This is a genomic window from Pseudomonas sp. P1_F7 (genome assembly GCF_056405655.1).
The window spans coordinates 165,973-185,326 of the sequence record NZ_JBFUBR010000013.1; the positions used below are offsets into that span (position 1 = coordinate 165,973).

Below are 19,354 nucleotides of genomic sequence, written 5' to 3' on the forward strand. Positions count from 1 at the left end.
GCTATGCGCTATCCGAAATTTTCAACTCTGTTGGCACCGACGCTCTTGAGCCTGGCGATGTTCGCCGGGGCCACGCAAGCGGCTGCGCCACTGCGTCCACCCCAGGGCTATTTTGCGCCTGTGGATAAATTCAAGACGGGCGACAAGAGCGAAGGCTGCGATGCGATGCCGACGCCCTACACCGGCTCGTTGCAATTTCGCAGCAAGTACGAAGGTTCGGACAAGTCCCGCGCGACCCTGAACGTGCAGTCGGAAAAAGCCTTCCGCGAAAGCACCGCCGACATCACCAAGATCGAGCGCGGCACCAGCAAGCGCGTGATGCAGTTCATGCGTGACGGTCGCCCGGAACAACTGGAATGCACGTTGAGCTGGTTGACGGCTTGGGCCCAAGCCGACGCGCTGATGTCCAAGGACTTCAACCACACCGGCAAGTCGATGCGCAAATGGGCCTTGGGCAGCATGGCTTCGGCGTATATCCGCCTGAAATTTTCCGACGTGGTCAGCGACTGGGACAACTTGCCGCTCGACATGACCAACAACCACTCGTACTGGGCGGCGTGGTCGGTAATGGCGACCTCCGTCGCCACCAACCGCCGCGACCTGTTCGACTGGGCGGTGAAGGAATACAAAGTCGGCGCCAACCAGGTCGACGCCGACGGCTACCTGCCCAACGAACTCAAGCGCCAGCAACGGGCGCTGGCCTACCACAACTACGCCCTGCCGCCGCTGGCGATGATCGCCAGTTTCGCCCAGGTCAACGGAGTGGACTTGCGTCAGGAAAACAATGGCGCACTCAAGCGCCTGGGTGATCGGGTGCTGTCCGGGGTGAAGGACCCGGATGAATTCGAGGAAAAGAACGGCAAGGAACAGGACATGACCGACCTGAAAGAGGACATGAAGTTCGCCTGGCTCGAACCGTTCTGCTCGCTCTACACCTGCTCGCCCGAGGTGCTGGCGACGAAGCACAAGATGCAACCGTTCAAGACCTTCCGCCTTGGCGGTGACCTGACCAAGGTCTACGACCCGGCCAATGAAAAAGGCAGCAAGGGTTCTTGAAAACAGACACAAAAACTGTGGGAGCGAGCTTGCTCGCGATAGCGGTCTGACATTCAACATCGATGTCGACTGACACACCCTCATCGCGAGCAAGCTCGCTCCCACAGGGTCGGTGTCGAAAGTGAGTTTTGTGTGTGATGCCCCCCAGTTTTTCCATGGGGGGTTTGGGGGGGCCGTTGGCCCTTGACTGTTGGTTCAAACAAGGAGAGATCGGGATGGTTTTTTCGTCCAACGTGTTCCTGTTTTTGTTCTTGCCGATCTTTCTCGGCTTGTACTACCTGAGCGGGCAACGCTATCGCAATCTGCTGCTGCTGATTGCCAGTTACGTGTTCTACGCCTGGTGGCGTGTGGACTTCCTCGCACTGTTCGCCGGCGTCACGCTGTGGAACTACTGGATCGGCCTGAAAGTCGGTGCCGCCGGGGTCAGGACCAAACCGGCGCAGCGCTGGCTGCTGCTCGGCGTGGCCGTCGACCTGTGCATCCTCGGCTACTTCAAGTACGCCAACTTCGGCGTCGACAGCATCAACGCGATGATGACATCGGTGGGCCTGGAGCCGTTCATCCTGACCCACGTGCTGCTGCCGATCGGGATCTCGTTCTACGTCTTCGAGTCCATCAGCTACATCATCGACGTCTACCGTGGCGACACCCCGGCGACCCGTAACCTGATCGACTTCGCGGCGTTCGTGGCGATTTTCCCGCACCTGATCGCCGGCCCTGTACTGCGTTTCCGCGACCTGGCTGACCAGTTCAACAACCGCACCCACACCCTCGACAAGTTCTCCGAGGGCTGCACGCGGTTCATGCAGGGTTTCATCAAGAAAGTCTTCATCGCCGACACCCTGGCGGTGGTGGCCGACCACTGCTTCGCCCTGCAAAACCCGACCACTGGCGATGCCTGGCTCGGTGCGCTGGCCTACACCGCGCAGCTGTATTTCGACTTCTCCGGTTACAGCGACATGGCCATCGGCCTGGGCCTGATGATGGGTTTCCGCTTCATGGAAAACTTCAAGCAGCCGTATGTCAGCCAGTCGATCACCGAGTTCTGGCGGCGCTGGCACATCAGCCTGTCGACCTGGCTGCGTGACTATCTGTACATCACCCTCGGCGGTAACCGTAAGGGCACGCTGATGACCTATCGCAACCTGTTCCTGACCATGCTGCTCGGTGGTCTGTGGCACGGCGCGAACATCACCTACATCGTCTGGGGTGCGTGGCACGGCATGTGGCTGGCGATTGAAAAAGCCATCGGCCTGAACACCTCGCCACGCAGTTTCAACCCGATCCGCTGGGCGCTGACCTTCCTGCTGGTGGTGATGGGCTGGGTGATCTTCCGCGCAGAGAACCTGCACGTCGCCGGGCGCATGTACGGCGCGATGTTCAGCTTCGGCGACTGGTCGCTGTCGGAACTCAACCAGGCCAGCCTCACAGGCCTGCAAGTGGCAACGCTGATCGTGGCTTACGTGACCCTGGCGTTCTTCGGCCTGCGCGATTTCTACACCAATCAGCCTCCGGTCAAGACCAAGCCTGCCGTGAACGTCGATGCAGATGGCCCGGCCGCTGCGACACCGGGAACGATCAAGGCCGTGCCTGGGGATAACCCGGCGAGCATCCATCAGCCTGGCTACACCGTCGGCGTCGAAGCCCAGGTGCAGCCGGCCTACTGGACCGCTGACTGGTCGCGTTACGTGATGCGCGCGCTGGTGCTGCTGCTGTTCATCGCCTCGATTCTCAAACTCTCGGCGCAAAGCTTCTCGCCGTTCCTTTACTTCCAGTTCTGAGGGATCTGACCATGACCCGCTCATTACGCATCTTCTACATCGCGCTGTTCCTGGTGACCCTGCTGGTGCTCGGTCTGTGGTCGGTGCGCAGCTTCTTCGGCTTCAGCACCAACGCCGATGCGACGGTGCTCAACGGTCGCTGGACCAAGGCCGTGGAAACGCACTACGACGACGAGTTCCCGATCAAGCGCCTGGGCACCAACCTCTGGGCCGCGCTGGATTTCAAACTGTTCAACGAAGGTCGTCCGGGCGTGGTGCTCGGTCGCGACCAGTGGTTGTACAGCGATGAAGAATTCCACCCGGTGGTCAACGAAGAGCTGAACCTGCAAGGCAACTACGCGCTGGTCGAAGGCGTACGCCAGACCTTGAAGGAAAAAGGCGTGCAACTGGTGATGGCGGTGGTGCCGGCCAAGGTGCGCCTGTACCCGGAACACCTCGGTGAAGTGAAACCGGCGAGCATCCACGCCAACCTCTACAAGGACTTCCACCAGCGCCTGGCCGCCGACCGGATTCCGGCCCCTGACCTGCTCGGCCCGCTGCAACAGGCCAAGCAGGATGGTCAACAAGTGTTCCTGCGCACCGACACCCACTGGACGCCGCAAGGCGCCGAGATCGCCGCCAACCGTCTGGCCAAAACCATTGCGGACCAGTACCCGCTGAGCGGCGAGCCGCAGCGCTTCGTCACTGAACCGGCGGAGACCATTACGCACAAGGGCGACCTGCGTCTGTTCCTGCCACTGGACCCGCTGTTCGAAAACCTGATGCCCAAGCAAGAAACCTTGCAGAAGCGCAATACGGTCGCGGCTGAAGATCAGCCCGCCGGCGACGACGCGCTGTTCGCCAACACCGAAGTACCGGTGGCCCTGATCGGCACCAGCTACAGCGCCAACCCCAACTGGAACTTCGTCGGTGCGCTCAAGCAGGCGCTGCACAGCGACGTGGTCAATTACGCCGAAGACGGCCATGGCCCGATTCTGCCGATGCTCAGCTACCTGAAAAGCGATGCCTTCAAGAACAGCCCGCCACAGGTGCTGATCTGGGAGTTCCCTGAACGATATCTGCCCGTGAACAACGAAATCGGCGACGCCGACCCGCAGTGGGTCGCAGAGCTTAAACAAGCCGGCGCGCGCCAACAAAACGTAGCCATCAACAACAAATCCGAGACGCCCGACCGGGCGCAAAACTGAAAGAGAGGTACACCATGACTTTCACTACAACTCCGCGTCGTCTCGCCAAACGCTTTGCCCTGGTTGCCGGCCTCAGCGTGCTGTCGGTACAGGCTTTCGCCGGTGGCGACGCCGCCCTGTACGGCCCGACCGCACCGAAAGGCTCGACCTTCGTGCGCATCTACAACGCCAGCAACGCCGAAGTCAGCGCCACCGTCGGCAGCACCAACCTGAGCGATGTCGCGCCACTGTCGAGCAGTGACTTCAGCTTCATGCCGGGCGGCGACTACAGCGCCAAGGTCGGCAGCCAGTCCCTGCCGGTGAAACTGGCCGGCGACCACTATTACACCCTGGTCAACAACGCCAGCGGCGCACCGCAACTGATCGAAGAGCCGCCGTTCAAGAACAAGCAGAAGTCCCTGGTACGCGTGCAAAACCTCAGCGACAAGGCGCTGACCCTGAAGACCGCCGATGGCAAGACCGACGTGGTCCCGAACGTTGCGCCCAAGGGTCGTGGCGAGCGTGAAATCAACCCGGTGAAAGTCAGCCTGGCGCTCTATGACGGCGCCACGAAAGTCGGCGACGTGAAACCGGTCGCGCTGGAACGCGGTGAAGCCGCGGTGCTGTACGTCACCGGCAGCGGCAGCAGCCTGTCGCCGGTCTGGGTGAAACGCCCGGTGTCGACGCGCTAATACATTCGTCTGGCTTGACCCAATCCCTGTGGGAGCGGGCTTGCCCGCGATGAGGCCCTTGAGACCGCCATCGCAGGCAAGCCAGCTCCCACAAGGACCGAGGCGTCAATCCGGACACGGAACAAAAACAAGAGTGAAACGACAGAACGCAGTAGCTCTAACCAATCGATATTCAAGGAGTAACAACATGATTCCGGTGATCTTGTCAGGTGGTAGTGGCTCACGTCTTTGGCCGCTTTCCCGTAAACAATTCCCTAAGCAGTTCCTGGCCCTGACCGGCGAACACACCCTCTTCCAGCAAACCCTGGAACGCCTGGTGTTCGAAGGCATGGACTCGCCAATCGTGGTCTGCAACAAAGACCACCGCTTCATCGTCAACGAGCAGTTGGCCGCACGCAAACTGGAAACCCAACGCATCCTGATGGAACCGTTCGGCCGTAACACCGCGCCGGCCGTGGCCCTGACCGCGATGATGCTGATCAGTGAAGGTCGCGACGAGCTGATGCTGGTACTGCCAGCCGACCACGTGCTGGAAGACCAAAAAGCCCTGCAGCGCGCCCTGGCCCTGGCCACCGTCGCCGCCGAAAACGGTGAAATGGTGCTGTTCGGCGTGCCGGCCACCAAGCCGGAAACCGGTTATGGCTACATCAAGTCAACCAACGACTCGCTGCTGCCTGAAGGCGTCAGCCGCGTCTCGCACTTCGTCGAAAAACCCGACGTGAAGCGCGCCACCGAGTTCGTCCAGTCCGGCGGTTACTTCTGGAACAGCGGCATGTTCCTGTTCCGCGCCAGCCGCTTCCTCGAAGAGTTGAAGAAGCACGATCCGGACATCTACGACACCTGCCTGCTGACCCTGGAACGCAGCAAGCAAGATGCCGACACCATCACCTTTGACGAAGCCACCTTCGCCTGCTGCCCGGACAATTCCATCGACTACTCGGTGATGGAAAAAACCCGACGCGCCTGCGTCGTGCCGCTGACCGCTGGCTGGAGCGATGTCGGTTGCTGGTCGTCGCTGTGGGAAGTCAATGCAAAAGACGCCAACGGCAACGTCACCAAAGGCGACGTGGTGATCCAGGACAGTAAAAACTGCATGATCCACGGCAACGGCAAACTGGTGTCGGTGATCGGCCTGGAAAACATCGTCGTGGTGGAAACCAAGGACGCCATGATGATCGCCCACAAGGACAAGGTCCAAGGCGTGAAGCAGATGGTCAACACCCTCAACGAACAGGGCCGCAGCGAAACCCAGAACCACTGCGAAGTCTATCGTCCGTGGGGCTCCTACGACTCGGTGGACATGGGCGGGCGCTTCCAGGTCAAGCACATCTCGGTCAAGCCGGGCGCGTGCCTGTCGCTGCAGATGCACCACCACCGCGCCGAACACTGGATCGTGGTCAGCGGCACCGCCGAGGTGACCTGTGACGAGAACGTGTTCCTGCTGACCGAGAACCAGTCGACCTACATTCCGATTGCTTCGGTGCATCGCCTGCGTAACCCGGGGAAGATTCCGTTGGAGATCATCGAAGTTCAATCGGGCAGCTACCTGGGTGAAGACGATATCGAGCGGTTTGAAGATATCTACGGGCGCTCGACGCCGGTTGAGCGTGGCGTGTCGGTGAAAACCATCGCGCAGTAACGTTCAGTAAAACAAGAAGCCCTCGTCCGGCCTGCTGCGTTCCCTATCCGCAGCAGGCTGGGCGGGGGCTTTTTTTGCACTGGTTTTTTTATTGCCTTGCCTGACCTCATCGCGAGCAAGCTCGCGATGGGGCCAGTCAGCACACCACCGAATCGCCCATCGCCAACCTCCCCTGCGCTTAGGTAGGATGACCCTCTCTATTCCCGAGATTTCACGTCATGTTCATCGGCGTCCTGCTGGTCATCACTTGGGTGATCCTGTTACTGCGCTATCCGGCCAAGGCCTTGCCCGTATCCCTGGCGGCTGCCGCGGGGCTGGGCATCGTCGCCACCTGGGTCATCTGGATGGACCACCGCGAGCTCAAGCAACTGCAACGCCTGGAGTTGCGCATCAGTTATGCGCCGCAGCAGTGTCCCGCCGACCGGCCACTGCAATTGACCCTGAACAATGGCAATGACGTGCCGCTAACCGAGCTGCGCTGGCGGGTTGCGGCCTATGCACCGGGCGATACGGTGAACCTGGCCGACAATCAATACACCGCCCCGCGCTATCGTGGCCCCGGCGAATTGCAGGCCGGTGGCAACTGGGAAGACTGTTTGCCGCTGCCGCCACTACGCCCTGGCTACCGTCCGGAAACCCTGGAGTTTCGCGCCGAGCGATTGCAGGGTAGTTTTTCCGACTGACCCCTCCCCCATTTTTTGCACAAGGAATGCGCCATGCCCGTTGCGTTGATTACCGGTTGTTCCAGCGGCATTGGCCGTGCCCTTGCCGATGCGTTCAAGGTCGCCGGCTATGAAGTCTGGGCCAGTGCGCGCAAGGCCGAAGATGTCGCCATGCTGAGCGCTGCCGGATTTACCGCCGTGCAACTTGACGTAAACGACGGTGTTGCCCTTGAGCAGTTGAGCGAGCGCATCAACCAGGAGCGCGGTGGTCTCGACGTGCTGATCAACAACGCAGGTTATGGCGCCATGGGGCCGCTGCTCGATGGCGGCGTACCGGCCATGCAACGCCAGTTCGAAACCAATGTGTTCGCCATCGTCGGCGTCACCCGCGCCTTGTTCCCGGTGCTGCGCCGGGCCAAAGGACTGGTGGTGAATATCGGTAGCGTGTCCGGTGTTTTGGTCACGCCATTTGCTGGCGCCTACTGCGCCTCGAAAGCTGCCGTGCATGCCTTGACTGATGCCCTGCGCATGGAACTGGCGCCGTTCGGTGTGCGGGTCATGGAAGTCCAGCCGGGAGCCATCGCTTCCAGTTTCGCCAGGAATGCCGGGCACGAAGCCGAGCAACTGATCAGCGAACAGTCGCCATGGTTTCCGCTGCGCGAAGGCATACGCGCCCGGGCCAAAGCCTCTCAGGACAACCCGACCCCGGCCAATGAATTCGCCGCCGGTTTGCTCAAGGCTGTGCAGCAGGACAAGCCACCGCGACTGATTCGCCTGGGCAATGGCAGCCGCGCGTTGCCGTTGCTCGCCGGACTGTTGCCCAAGGGGCTGCTGGAATCGGGGTTGATGAAGCGGTTCGGGTTGCGTGGGCAGCTCTGAGACCGCGTCGCCTGCAATCGCCAGCACCAACACTGCAAAACTCCGGGAAACGCTAGCATGACCGACTACACCGAATACTTCGAAGAAGTGATCCAGGCCCATGTGGCCATCGAACAATGGCTGGCCGAAGAACGCGACACATCCGAACTCGAAATACTGCTGACACGGTTTTCGCCGCAGTTCTCCATGGTCTCACCGCTCGGCCGGGTGCTGGATTTTGACGCGCTGAACGAATTGTTCACGTTGGCGGGCGGCAAGAAGCTCGGGTTCCGCATCGAGCTCAGCGAGTTACACGGTATTGCGCTGTACGACGGCGGCGCGACCGTGAGTTACCGCGAGCAACAGACCGATGCGACCGGACTGCACTCGGATCGTCGCTCCACCGTGGTGTTCGAGAAGCAAGTCGATGGCCGGGTGATTTGGCGGCATTTGCATGAGACATTTTGCAAGGAGTGAACGCCCGACGCCTGTCTGACGGACCGCGAAGCAGGCGACTCGGTCTATCGGTTATGCACCATCACCTTGCTTGACCACCACCGTACAAGTAATCCCAGCCGCCAACAGCACCCCTTCCGGCACTTCATCGATGTGAATGCGCACCGGCACCCGCTGCGCCAGGCGCACCCAGTTGAAGGTCGGGTTGACGTCGGCGATCAATTCGCGGCTTTCCGGGTTGTCGCGGTCGTAGATGCCGCGAGAAATGCTTTCCACATGGCCCTTGAGCACTTCGCCGCTCATCAGTTGCATGTCGGCCTTATCACCCACGCGCACATGGGGCAGCTTGGTTTCTTCGAAGAAGCCGTAGACCCAGAAGGAGTTCATGTCGACCACGGCCATTTTCGCCTCGCCGATACGCGCGTAATCGCCGCGATGCACGTTGAGGTTGGTCACGTAGCCATCCACCGCCGCACGGACTTCAGTGCGCTCGAGGTTGAGTTCGGCGGCCTCCAGTTGCGCCTGGGCCTGCTGGTAATCGGCCAGAGCCGAGTCGGCAAGGTTACTGGCGTCGTCGCGGTTTTCCCGGGAGATCACCAGGTTGTCCATATCCGCGCGACGATGGGCGTTGACCTTGCGCATCTCCCAGGTCGCCTTGCGCGATGCCACCAGACTTTGCGCCTGCTTGACTGCGAGACGGTAGTGCTCGGGGTCGATCTGCATCAGCAAATCGCCCTTTTTTACCAGCTGATTGTCGCGCACCGGCACGTCCACCACTTCGCCGGTGACGTCGGCGGCGACGTTGATGATGTCGGCGCGCACGCGGCCGTCGCGGGTCCATGGCGTGTTCATGTAGTGCTCCCACAGGGAGCGGCCGATCCACAGCGCGAGGGCCAGCACCAGCAAGGTCGCGAGCAGGCTGAAAAACTTTTTCATCGGGGCATTCTCAGTGATAGAGAGTCAACGGTAGACAGTCAGCGCCATGGCGCCGAACAGACAGGTAAACAGACTCAGGCGCAGCAACGCCGGGTGCCAGAAAAAACGGTACAGGTCGAACCCGGACAGGAACCGGTCCAGCGCCCAGGCAAGCGCCGCCGCGATGAAGAACATCAGAGTCATGGTCGGCATGTACACGCCGTGGAAGGCGATTTCACGAGGCATGTTCAAGTCCTTGGGGCTGGCTGTTTGCGAAGGCAGCGAGCGGTGATTGCGGATCGAGCAGAGAGGTGCGGATGAAGTGCAGGTAGCTCTTCACCCGGCGCAACGCCGAGGTATCGAAGTGCGGGGCGAAGGGTTCGTCGGTGGACTGCACACGGCTGATCGCGTGATCGACGGCGATCAGCGCGCGTTCGAGATTGCTGCTGCCCGGTTGCAGGAACAGCCGCACCAGTGCGCGCCCCATCACCCGGATCGCCTGGCGCCATGGCTGGGATTCGGCATAGGCCGGATGCACCGGCAAAATCGCCTGCTCCTTGCGCAACTCGATGATCGCGTGGCCGACTTCCAGCACTACGAACATCCAGCGCAGCAAGTCCCGCTGCACCTGCGGTTGACCCGCCGCGAAGCCGTAGGCCTGATGCACCAGGTCGCGGGTACGGCTTTCGAAACTCGACGCCAGGCCCTTGAGCTTGCCGCTGATGGCGTACACCACCTGACCGCGCAGATCCTGCTCCAGCCGGCGCCACAACCAGCGGCTGTTGGGCGGCAGAATGATCGCCCCGGCCGCTGCGCACACCAGCATGCCGAGCACCATGGCGATGTAGTCGTTGATGAAGGTGTAGGGGTTGTAGACCGTGAGGTTGTCCGGCACCGATCCGGTGCTGAAGAAGATCAGCAGCCCCAGGCCAACCCCGGCATATTGTGGTCGTGAACTGAGGAACGAACCGAGCACGATCACCGGGGCCAACACCATGCACAGCAATGGGAAACCGTCGATCCACGGATAGATGAAAAACATCTCGACGAAGCCGATCAATGCCCCGAGAAGTGTCCCGCAAGCCATCTGGAATGCCATGCGTTTCGGGTTCGGTGTCGCAGCGGACAGGCCTACGGTGGCGGCGGCAATCAGGGTCATGGTCGCCCCGCTCGGCCAGGCCGTTGCCACCCAATAGCTGCCCAGCACCACCAGAATGAACGACGCGCGAATACCCGACGCCGCAGCGGCCAGCCAGTTGGTTTGCCGGGTGAACGGCTCGTCCCAGCGCTCCCGTTCGTGACTGTGATCGGCCAGGGAGGCGTGGGTCTGCGCATAACCGTGCAGGTCGTCGACGAAGCGATAAAGCAGCTCGTAGGCGGTGTGGAAATCCAGTTGTTCGGCATCGCTCGGGTTGCTCTGTTCGAACGCCGCCCGCAGACAGCGTACCCGCGCCGGCAAACCTTCCTTGTAGGCGCTCAGCACCATGACCAGGCGCGCCGCATCGGCGCTGGTCAGGGCACGACCGCTGAAGCCGTCGAGCAACTCGGCGAGGTCCTGCAAACCAGGCTTGATCGCCACCACCACCTGGTCCGCCGCGCTGCTGCGCAAGCGTTCGAGCAACTGGTGCAAGGCGTTGAAGCGCGTGGTGATGCCCATGAACTCGCTGTTCAGGCGACTGAGCCGGCCATTGCGCCGGCGCATGTGCGGGTCTTCAAAAACAGTGACGCTGCGCAAGCCTTCCAGGCCTACGGCTTCGGCGATGAAACGCACGTTGCCGGCCTCGAACGCCTCACGCTGACTGCGTCCACGTAAACCGTCGGTGACGAACAAGGCGAACACGCCAAAGCGCTGATACAAGGCATTGCGCATAGCCGCGCTCGCCGATTGCGGCAGGATGGCGGCACTGATCAGTGTCGAACAGAGAATGCCCAACGAGATTTCCAGCACCCGCCAGACCGCCGCCATGAACGCGCCATCCGGATGGGCCAGTGCGGGCAAGCCGACCATCGCTGCGGTGTACCCGGCGAGGACGAAACCGTAAGCGCGAAAGTTGCGGCAGCGAGCGGCACCAGCCGTGCAGATACCGACCCAGATCGCCAGCGAACCGAGGAACAGTTCTGTGTTCTGCGCAAACAGGGCGATCAACGCGACCATCACCGAAGACCCGGCCAGCGTGCCAAGAAAACGATAGAAGCTCTTGGCGAACACCTGGCCGCTTTGCGGCTGCATGACGATGAACACGGTGATCATCGCCGTACGCGGTTGCGGCAGCTCCAGGCGCATGGCCAGCCATAGCGTCAGGAACGCGGCGAACAGCACCTTGAAAATGTAGACCCAGGTCACGCCGTCACTGCGTGCCCAGTCGAAGAAGCCCCGGCGCCATTCAAGGGAGTACAGCCAGCGCAAAGGAGCGGGCAAGGGAGTCATCAAATCCTGCTCAATAAATTCCAGTGAAAACCGGAACCTGTGGGAGCGAGCTTGCTCGCGATTGCGGTGTGTCAGGCGACATCATTGCTGACTGACATGCCCTCATCGCGAGCAGGCTCGCTCCCACAGGTCTTGTGTTCAACGCAAAAGGCTCGGGGTTTTCGGCGCTTGGGTCTGTTCGGCGTTCGGCACGTTGTTACCGGCTCCGAGACCACCGCCCAACGCCGTCACCAACTCGGCATGAGCACTCAATCGCGCCGCCTGAACCTGCTGCTGCACTTGTTGCTGCTTGAACAGCAGGGTCTGGGCATTGAGCACGTTGAGGTAATCGGTCAGTCCACGCTGGTAGGCGATCATCGCGATGTCGTAGGTCTTCTGGGCGGTGGTCACCGACTCGGCGGCGAAAGCCTGTTGCTTGTCCATGGACTCGCGGCGGATCAACTGATCGGAGATGTTTTTCAGCGCATTGACCAGCGTCTGGTTGTACTTGGCCACGGCGATGTCATAGCCCGCCGAGGCTTCACCCAATTCCCCACGCAAACGTCCGCCATCGAAGATCGGCAACGAAATCGCCGGCCCCACGCTGTAGTTGAGTTTCTTGCCGGTCAGGAACTCCAGGGCCCCGCCACCGGTGGCCATGTAGCCGAGGCTGCCGACCAGATCGACGTTCGGGTAGAACCCGGCATGGGCGACATCGATGCCCCGCGCCTGCGCCGCCACTTGCCAGCGACTGGCGACCACATCCGGGCGTTGGCCGAGCAATTGCGCTGGCAGCGACGACGGCAATTTCAGAGGCGCACCCAGCGACAGCGTTGGCCTCTGCAACTGCGCGCCCTCCCCCGGCCCCTTGCCGGCGAGGGCGGCGAGTTGGTTGCGACTCAGGGCGATCTCTTCGTCGAGGGCATCGATCTGGAGATGGGTTTCCGGCAACGGTGTTTCAGCCTGGCTGACTTCGAAGTGGGTGCCGATGCCACCGTTCAGGCGCTTTTGCGCCAGCTCGAGAATCTGCTGTTGCTGTTTCAAGGTCGCGGCAACGATGTCCCGTTGCGCGTAATGCAACGAGAGCTCGATGTAGACCCGGACGATGTTGTCCTGCAATTCGAGCTGAGCCTGGCGGGCCTCGGCGACGGTCATGTGCGCCATGTCCACGGCACGCTCGGTGGCATTGCTTTCCCGGCCCCAGAGGTCGAGGGCATAGCTGAAACCCAGCGCCGCGTTATTGTCCCAAGTGGTGCTGTTGGCCAGTTCGCCGGGGCCATAGAACTGGTCGGTCGGCCAGTTGTGACGCTTGAGGGTGGATTCGCCGTTGATCTGCAGCGACTCGGCCGCTTCCGCCACGCCGGCCATGGACCTGGCCTGACGCACCCGGGCAGCAGCCATGGCCAGGCTCGGGCTGCCTTGCAGGGCGAGGTCGATCCAGCGATTCAGTTGCGGGTCGCCATAGGCTTGCCACCATTGCGCCGTGGGCCAGTGCGCATCCTGCGCGGCGCTCTGGATCGCTTCGTCGGTGGCCAGTGAATTGGCCTCCAGCGCCTTGCCCTGTGGGGCAATACCTCCGGTTCCGATGCAGCCGCTGATTGCCAGGGTTAAAGCCAAAACACTGAGCGGCTGAAGCGCTCTGCTGATGCGACGCGGCACTGCTGCGATTTCCTGAAATAGGGGGGAGGTACAAGTCCGGGCAATTCTATGGGGCGGCCTGAAGGGCGATAAGTCGGGATTCCTGTGAATCTTTGTTACCGTTAACGAGATAATCCGTAGGTAGGGGGTCACCGGCCCCGAAACTTCGTGTCACAATTTGCCATCGCACCCGAGAGCACCCCATGGACACTTTGCAAAACATGCGCGCCTTCAGTTACGTGGCCGAAGCCGGCAGCTTCACCGCCGCCGCCGTGCAACTGGACACCACCACCGCCAACGTCTCGCGCGCGGTCTCCAATCTGGAAGCCCATCTGCAAACCCGCCTGCTCAACCGAACGACCCGCCGCATCGCCCTGACCGAAGCCGGCAAGCGCTACCTGTTGCGCTGCGAGCAAATCCTGGCCTACGTCGAAGAAGCCGAAGCCGAGGCCAGCGACGCCCACGCACGCCCGGCCGGGCAACTGAAAGTGCACACAATGACCGGCATCGGCCAGCACTTCGTGATCGACGCCATCGCCCGCTACCGCAAGACCCACCCGGACGTGACCTTCGACCTGACCATGGCCAACCGCGTGCCGGACCTGCTCGACGAAGGCTACGACGTGTCCATCGTCCTCGCCCGCGAACTGCCGGATTCGGGTTTTGTCTCCCAGCGTTTGGGCATCACCTACAGCATCGTTTGCGCCTCGCCGGCCTACGTCAAAGCCAACGGCTGCGCACAAAAACCCAGCGACCTGCTCAACCACGCCTGCCTGCGCCTGGTCAGCCCGGTGATTCCCCTGGAGAAATGGGCCTTCGACGGCCCTGATGGCCAGGAAATGGTCACCATCAACAGCTCCCCCTTCCTGGTGAACTCCGCCGACGCGATGAAATCCGCGATCATCAGCGGCATGGGCGTTGGCGTGCTGCCGCTGTACGCCGCGATAGAAGGCCTGCGCAACGGCACGCTGGTGCGCATGATGCCCAAATACCGCTCGCAGGAACTGAACCTGTATGCGATCTACCCTTCGCGCCAGTACCTGGATGCGAAGATCAAGACCTGGGTCGAGTATTTGCGCGGATCATTGCCGGAATTGCTGGCGGCGCATCAGGCGGAATTGGCGGCGTATGAACTGAGCGGGAGTTTGGGTGGGGTTCGGGTGGCGAATTGATCCATCGGTTCAAAGATTGATCTCTTGTGGGAGCGAACCTGCTCGCGATGGCGTTCTCACATTCAAATCTCTGTGAGCAGATACACCGCCATCGCGAGCAAGCTCGCTCCCACAGAAGAGCAGAGACAGAGCGCTGTACACCGTCGCTCTTCACCACTCATCAGGCCGAGCGTTAGCTCGCCTGCAGCTCTTGATCTGGATCCACCCGCCCCCTCGGGAGGTTGAGTGGAGGCGTTCATCCGGGGATTGGCGCGCAGCGCCGTTCGACGCAGTCGAACTCATTGCATGTAGGTCGTCGCGAAGCAGACCGGAGGGCAATGCCCCCCGGATGAATGCCGGAGCGAAGGAACCCCGAGCCCAGGCGAGGGGCCGGACGTTCGGGGCGAGCGCTTTTTTTGCTTACTTTTTTTGAGGCGTTTGTTAAAAAAAGTGAGTCGCCGTAAGGGCGAAACCATAGGTGGCCGTTACCGAAGTAACGGATATGTACTCAATCAGCCAAGAGCCTGGTCGGCCCGAAGGCCGCCAAGGTCAAGCAGCAAACTGACAGCGCCGTCAGTTAGCCGTCACCCTCCTGACCACCAAACAGGTTTATAAAGGAAACTACCTTACCCACCTACCGACCACCCAGCCCCGGCGCCCCACTCGCATGCGAATCCAGAAAAAACCCGCCCTGCTCGTCGCCCTTCTGATCGTCCTGGCAGCGCTGGGCCTGTGGTACGCCAACAAACCGGCCAAGGCCAAACTCGCCACCCCCACCGCCATCCCGGTGCGCGTAGTCGCCGTCGCCGAAAAAGACGTGCCGCGCTACGTCAGCGGCATCGGTTCGGTGCTGTCCCTGCACAGCGTCGTGGTCCGCCCGCAAATCGACGGCATTCTCACCAAAATCATGGTCAAGGAAGGCCAACTGGTGAAAAAAGACGACCTGCTGGCCACCATCGACGACCGGTCGATCCGCGCCAGCCTCGACCAGGCCCGGGCGCAACTGGGTGAAAGCCAGGCGCAACTGCAAGTGGCGCTAGTCAACCTCAAGCGCTACAAACTGCTGAGCGTTGACGACGGCGTTTCCAAGCAGACCTACGACCAGCAACAGGCGCTGGTGAACCAACTCAAAGCCACCGCCCAAGGCAATCAGGCTTCAATCGACGCAGCTCAGGTACAACTTTCCTACACACAGATTCGTTCCCCAGTGACCGGTCGCGTCGGCATTCGCACCGTGGATGAAGGCAACTTCCTGCGCATGACCGACACCCAAGGCCTGTTCACCGTGACCCAGATCGACCCGATCGCCGTGGAGTTTTCCCTGCCGCAGCAAATGCTGCCAACCCTCCAAGGCCTGATCAACGACCCGCAACACGCTCAGGTAAAGGCCTACATCGGTGCCGACACCGACGGCGAAACCGGTAACCTGCTCGGCGAAGGCCACTTGACCCTGATCGACAACCAGATCAACGCCAACACCGGCACCATCCGCGCCAAGGCAGAGTTCGACAATCCGGGGCAGAAACTCTGGCCGGGCCTGCTGGTGACGGTAAAGATTCAGACAGCCCTGGATAAAGATGCGCTGGTGGTGCCGCCGACTGTCGTACAACGCGGCCTCGACCAGCACTTCGTGTACCGGGTCAATGGCGACAAGGTCGAAGCGGTGCAGGTGCAGATGGTCTATCAAGGCAGCGGCCAGGACATCATCAAAGGTGTGAAGCCCGGAGATGTGCTGGTCAGCGATGGTCAGTCGCGGCTCAAGCCCGGCGCTACTGTGCAAGTGCTGACCGAGCCGCCGCAAGTGGTGCGATCGGAGGCTGCGCAATGAAGGGCCATGGTTCGGTTTCAGCCTGGTGCATAGACCACCCGGTGGCCACGGTCCTGCTGACGTTCGCCCTGGTGCTGCTGGGTGTCATCGCGTTTCCGCGCCTGCCGGTAGCGCCGTTGCCGGAGGCAGAATTCCCGACTATCCAGGTGGCCGCGCAACTGCCCGGCGCCAACCCGGAAACCATGGCTTCCTCGGTGGCCACGCCCCTTGAAGTGCAATTCAGCGCCATTCCCGGCGTGACTCAGATGACCTCGAGCAGCGCCCTCGGCTCGACCAACCTGACCCTGCAATTCACCCTCGACAAGAGCATCGACACCGCCGCCCAGGAAGTGCAGGCGGCGATCAATACTGCCGCGGGCAAGCTGCCCAAGGACATGCCGAACCTGCCGACCTGGCGCAAGGTCAACCCGGCGGACAGCCCGGTGCTGATCCTCAGCGTCAACTCCTCGCAGATGCCCGGCCCGGAGCTCAGCGACCTGACGGAAACCCTGTTGTCCCGTCAGCTCAGTCAGGTCGACGGTGTAGGCCAGGTCGTCATCACCGGTCAGCAGCGTCCGGCGATCCGCGTCCAGGTTTCGGCGGACAAACTTGCGGCCATCGGCCTGACCCTCGCCGACATCCGCCTGGCGATCCAGCAGACCAGCCTCAACCTGGCCAAGGGTGCGCTGTACGGGGAGTCGAGCATCTCGACCCTGTCCACCAACGACCAGTTATTCCATCCGGACGAATACAGCCAGTTGATCGTTTCCTACAAGGATGGTGCACCGGTTCACCTCAAGGATGTCGCCAAAGTCGTCAACGGTTCGGAAGATGCCTACGTCCAGGCTTGGGCGGGCTCGCAACCGGGGGTCAACCTGGTGATCTTCCGCCAGCCGGGGGCCAACATCGTCGAGACCGTGGACCGCATCCAGGCGGCGTTGCCGGCGCTGGAAGCGATGTTACCGGCCTCGGTGCAGGTCAAGACGCTGATCGACCGCACCCAGACCATCCGTGCCTCGCTACATGAAGTGGAAATCACCCTGCTGATCGCGATCATGCTGGTGGTAGCGGTGATGGCGTTGTTCCTGCGCCAACTGTCGGCCACGCTGATTGTGTCAGCGGTGCTGGGTGTGTCGCTGACCGCCAGTTTCGCCTTGATGTACATCATGGGTTTCAGCCTGAACAACCTGACACTCGTGGCGATTGTGGTGGCCGTGGGGTTCGTGGTCGACGATGCGATCGTGGTGGTGGAAAACATTCACCGGCACCTGGAGGCCGGCGACGGCATGCGCGAGGCGGCGATCAAGGGCGCGGGCGAGATCGGCTTCACCGTTGTCTCGATCAGCTTTTCGCTGGTGGCGGCGTTCATTCCGCTGCTGTTCATGGGCGGCGTGGTCGGGCGGCTGTTCAAGGAATTCGCCCTGACTGCCACCTCGACCATCATGATTTCGGTGGTGGTATCCCTGACCTTGGCGCCGACGCTGGCGGCGCTGTTCATGCGCGCGCCGGTGCATCACGCCCACGACAAACCGGGCTTCGGTGAACGCCTGTTGGCGTGGTACGAAAAAGGCCTGCGCCGTGCCCTCGCCCACCAGAAGCTGACGATCGGCGTGTTCGGCCTGTCTCTCGGCCTGGCCATTGCCGGCTACATCTTCATTCCCAAGGGCTTCTTCCCGATTCAGGACACCGGTTTTGTCCTTGGTACCACTGAAGCCGCCGCCGATATTTCCTACGGCGACATGGTGAAAAAACACCTGGCGATGGCCGAAATCGTCGCTGCCGATCCCGCAGTCGAAACGTTTTCACATTCCGTCGGTGTCTCGGGCAGCAACCAGACCATCGCCAATGGCCGCTTCTGGATCACCCTGAAAAAACGCAGCAACCGCGATGTCTCGGCCAGTCAGTTCATCGACCGGATTCGTCCGCAACTGATGAAAGTCCCGGGCATCGTCCTGTACCTGCGCGCCGGCCAGGACATCAACCTCAGCTCTGGCCCAAGCCGTGCCCAGTACCAATACGTACTCAAGAGCAACGATGGCGGCACGCTCAGCACCTGGACCCAGCGCCTGACGGAAAAACTGCGCGCCAACCCGGCGTTCCGCGATATTTCCAATGACTTGCAACTGGGTGGCAGTATCACCCACATCAACATCGATCGCAGTGCCGCAGCCCGTTTCGGCCTGACCGCCAGCGACGTCGACGAAGCCCTGTACGATGCGTTCGGTCAGCGCCAGATCAATGAATTCCAGACCCAGGTCAACCAGTACAACGTGATCCTGGAACTGGACACCAAACAACGCGGCAAGGCCGAAAGCCTCAACTATTTCTACCTGCGCTCGCCCCTGAGCGGGGAAATGGTGCCGCTGTCGGCCCTGGCCAGGTTCGATGCGCCGACCATCGGCCCGCTGTCCATCGCCCATGACGGCATGTTCCCGGCGGCCAACCTGTCGTTCAACCTGGCCCCCGGCGTGGCGTTGGGCGATGCGGTGATCATGCTCAACCAGGCCAAGGCCGACATCGGCATGCCGACCGCCATCAGCGGCAATTTCCAGGGCGCGGCCCAGGCGTTCCAGAGCTCGCTGGCCAGCCAGCCGTGGCTGATTCTGGCGGCACTGGTGGCGGTGTACATCATTCTCGGCGTGCTCTACGAGAGCTTCGTGCACCCGCTGACGATCATTTCTACCTTGCCTTCGGCGGGCCTCGGCGCGGTGATCATGCTGTGGATTTGCGGCCAGGACTTTTCGATCATGGCCTTGATCGGGCTGGTGCTGTTGATCGGTATCGTCAAGAAAAACGGCATCCTGATGATCGACTTCGCCCTCGAAGCGCAGCGCAATGGCGGACTGTCGCCTGAAGAAGCGATCTTCAAGGCCTGTATCACGCGGTTCCGGCCGATCATCATGACCACCCTCGCCGCCCTGCTCGGCGCCCTGCCGCTGATGCTCGGTTACGGCACCGGCGCCGAGTTGCGCCAACCCCTGGGGATCGCGGTAGTCGGCGGCTTGCTGGTGAGCCAGGCGCTGACGCTGTTCACCACGCCGGTCATATACTTGTGGCTGGAGCGGTTATTTCATAGACCCAAACCTTCGCCCGTACCGGCGCTGGCGACCACAGACTGAGGCGGGG

At 61.5% G+C, this 19,354-nt stretch carries 15 protein-coding genes; 11 read left to right on the forward strand and 4 right to left on the reverse strand.

Features of this window, described 5'->3' with window-relative positions; all coding sequences use genetic code 11:
* Window positions 1-3 precede the first annotated feature (3 nt).
* From AC1D1M_RS20245 to AC1D1M_RS20280, 8 genes are all read left to right on the forward strand, one after another.
* Window positions 4-1,056: a mannuronate-specific alginate lyase gene (locus tag AC1D1M_RS20245; RefSeq protein WP_477776990.1), complete on the forward strand. Its 1,053-nt coding sequence runs from the start codon at window positions 4-6 to the stop codon at window positions 1,054-1,056.
* 215 nt (window positions 1,057-1,271) lie between these two features.
* A complete protein-coding gene (locus AC1D1M_RS20250; RefSeq protein ID WP_477776991.1) occupies window positions 1,272-2,837 on the forward strand; it encodes an MBOAT family O-acyltransferase in 1,566 nt (521 codons plus the stop codon).
* 11 nt (window positions 2,838-2,848) lie between these two features.
* Window positions 2,849-4,024: an alginate O-acetyltransferase gene (locus AC1D1M_RS20255; RefSeq protein ID WP_477776992.1), complete on the forward strand. Its 1,176-nt coding sequence runs from the start codon at window positions 2,849-2,851 to the stop codon at window positions 4,022-4,024.
* Window positions 4,025-4,038: 14 nt separating this feature from the next.
* Window positions 4,039-4,695, forward strand: a complete 657-nt coding sequence (locus AC1D1M_RS20260; RefSeq protein WP_477776993.1) for an alginate O-acetyltransferase AlgF — start codon at window positions 4,039-4,041, stop codon at window positions 4,693-4,695.
* Window positions 4,696-4,882: 187 nt separating this feature from the next.
* Window positions 4,883-6,334 carry a mannose-1-phosphate guanylyltransferase/mannose-6-phosphate isomerase gene (locus tag AC1D1M_RS20265; protein WP_477776994.1) on the forward strand — a complete coding sequence of 484 codons (1,452 nt, stop codon included), beginning with the start codon at window positions 4,883-4,885 and terminating at the stop codon, window positions 6,332-6,334.
* Between the two features lie 218 nt (window positions 6,335-6,552).
* Window positions 6,553-7,017, forward strand: a complete 465-nt coding sequence (locus AC1D1M_RS20270; protein WP_477776995.1) for a multidrug transporter — start codon at window positions 6,553-6,555, stop codon at window positions 7,015-7,017.
* A gap of 33 nt (window positions 7,018-7,050) precedes the next feature.
* Window positions 7,051-7,875 (forward strand): SDR family oxidoreductase, encoded by an 825-nt coding sequence (locus AC1D1M_RS20275; protein ID WP_477776996.1) that lies wholly within the window; start codon window positions 7,051-7,053, stop codon window positions 7,873-7,875.
* Between the two features lie 57 nt (window positions 7,876-7,932).
* Window positions 7,933-8,331, forward strand: a complete 399-nt coding sequence (locus AC1D1M_RS20280; RefSeq protein ID WP_477776997.1) for a DUF4440 domain-containing protein — start codon at window positions 7,933-7,935, stop codon at window positions 8,329-8,331.
* Between the two features lie 51 nt (window positions 8,332-8,382).
* On the opposite strand, the gene AC1D1M_RS20285 is transcribed toward AC1D1M_RS20280, so the two are convergent.
* From AC1D1M_RS20285 to AC1D1M_RS20300, 4 genes are all read right to left on the reverse strand, one after another.
* Window positions 8,383-9,246, reverse strand: coding sequence for an efflux RND transporter periplasmic adaptor subunit (locus AC1D1M_RS20285; RefSeq protein ID WP_477776998.1), 864 nt, complete (start codon window positions 9,244-9,246; stop codon window positions 8,383-8,385).
* Window positions 9,247-9,270: 24 nt separating this feature from the next.
* Window positions 9,271-9,471: a DUF1656 domain-containing protein gene (locus tag AC1D1M_RS20290; protein ID WP_015096751.1), complete on the reverse strand. Its 201-nt coding sequence runs from the start codon at window positions 9,469-9,471 to the stop codon at window positions 9,271-9,273.
* Window positions 9,461-11,653 (reverse strand): FUSC family protein, encoded by a 2,193-nt coding sequence (locus tag AC1D1M_RS20295; protein ID WP_477776999.1) that lies wholly within the window; start codon window positions 11,651-11,653, stop codon window positions 9,461-9,463. Before AC1D1M_RS20295 ends, AC1D1M_RS20290 begins: the two co-directional genes overlap by 11 nt.
* 138 nt (window positions 11,654-11,791) lie before the next feature.
* Window positions 11,792-13,291 carry an efflux transporter outer membrane subunit gene (locus AC1D1M_RS20300; protein ID WP_477777000.1) on the reverse strand — a complete coding sequence of 500 codons (1,500 nt, stop codon included), beginning with the start codon at window positions 13,289-13,291 and terminating at the stop codon, window positions 11,792-11,794.
* 182 nt (window positions 13,292-13,473) lie between these two features.
* Here AC1D1M_RS20300 and AC1D1M_RS20305 point away from each other — a divergent pair, with 182 nt between their 5' ends.
* The 3 genes from AC1D1M_RS20305 to AC1D1M_RS20315 all read left to right on the forward strand — a co-directional run bounded on the left by AC1D1M_RS20305 (window position 13,474) and on the right by AC1D1M_RS20315 (window position 19,347).
* Entirely contained in the window at window positions 13,474-14,442 is a 969-nt protein-coding gene (locus AC1D1M_RS20305) for a LysR family transcriptional regulator (RefSeq protein WP_223459805.1), read from the forward strand.
* A 646-nt stretch (window positions 14,443-15,088) separates the two neighbouring features.
* Window positions 15,089-16,249: an efflux RND transporter periplasmic adaptor subunit gene (locus tag AC1D1M_RS20310; RefSeq protein ID WP_477777001.1), complete on the forward strand. Its 1,161-nt coding sequence runs from the start codon at window positions 15,089-15,091 to the stop codon at window positions 16,247-16,249.
* Window positions 16,246-19,347, forward strand: coding sequence for a multidrug efflux RND transporter permease subunit (locus AC1D1M_RS20315; RefSeq protein WP_477777002.1), 3,102 nt, complete (start codon window positions 16,246-16,248; stop codon window positions 19,345-19,347). Before AC1D1M_RS20310 ends, AC1D1M_RS20315 begins: the two co-directional genes overlap by 4 nt.
* The last annotated feature ends 7 nt before the right edge of the window (window positions 19,348-19,354 follow it).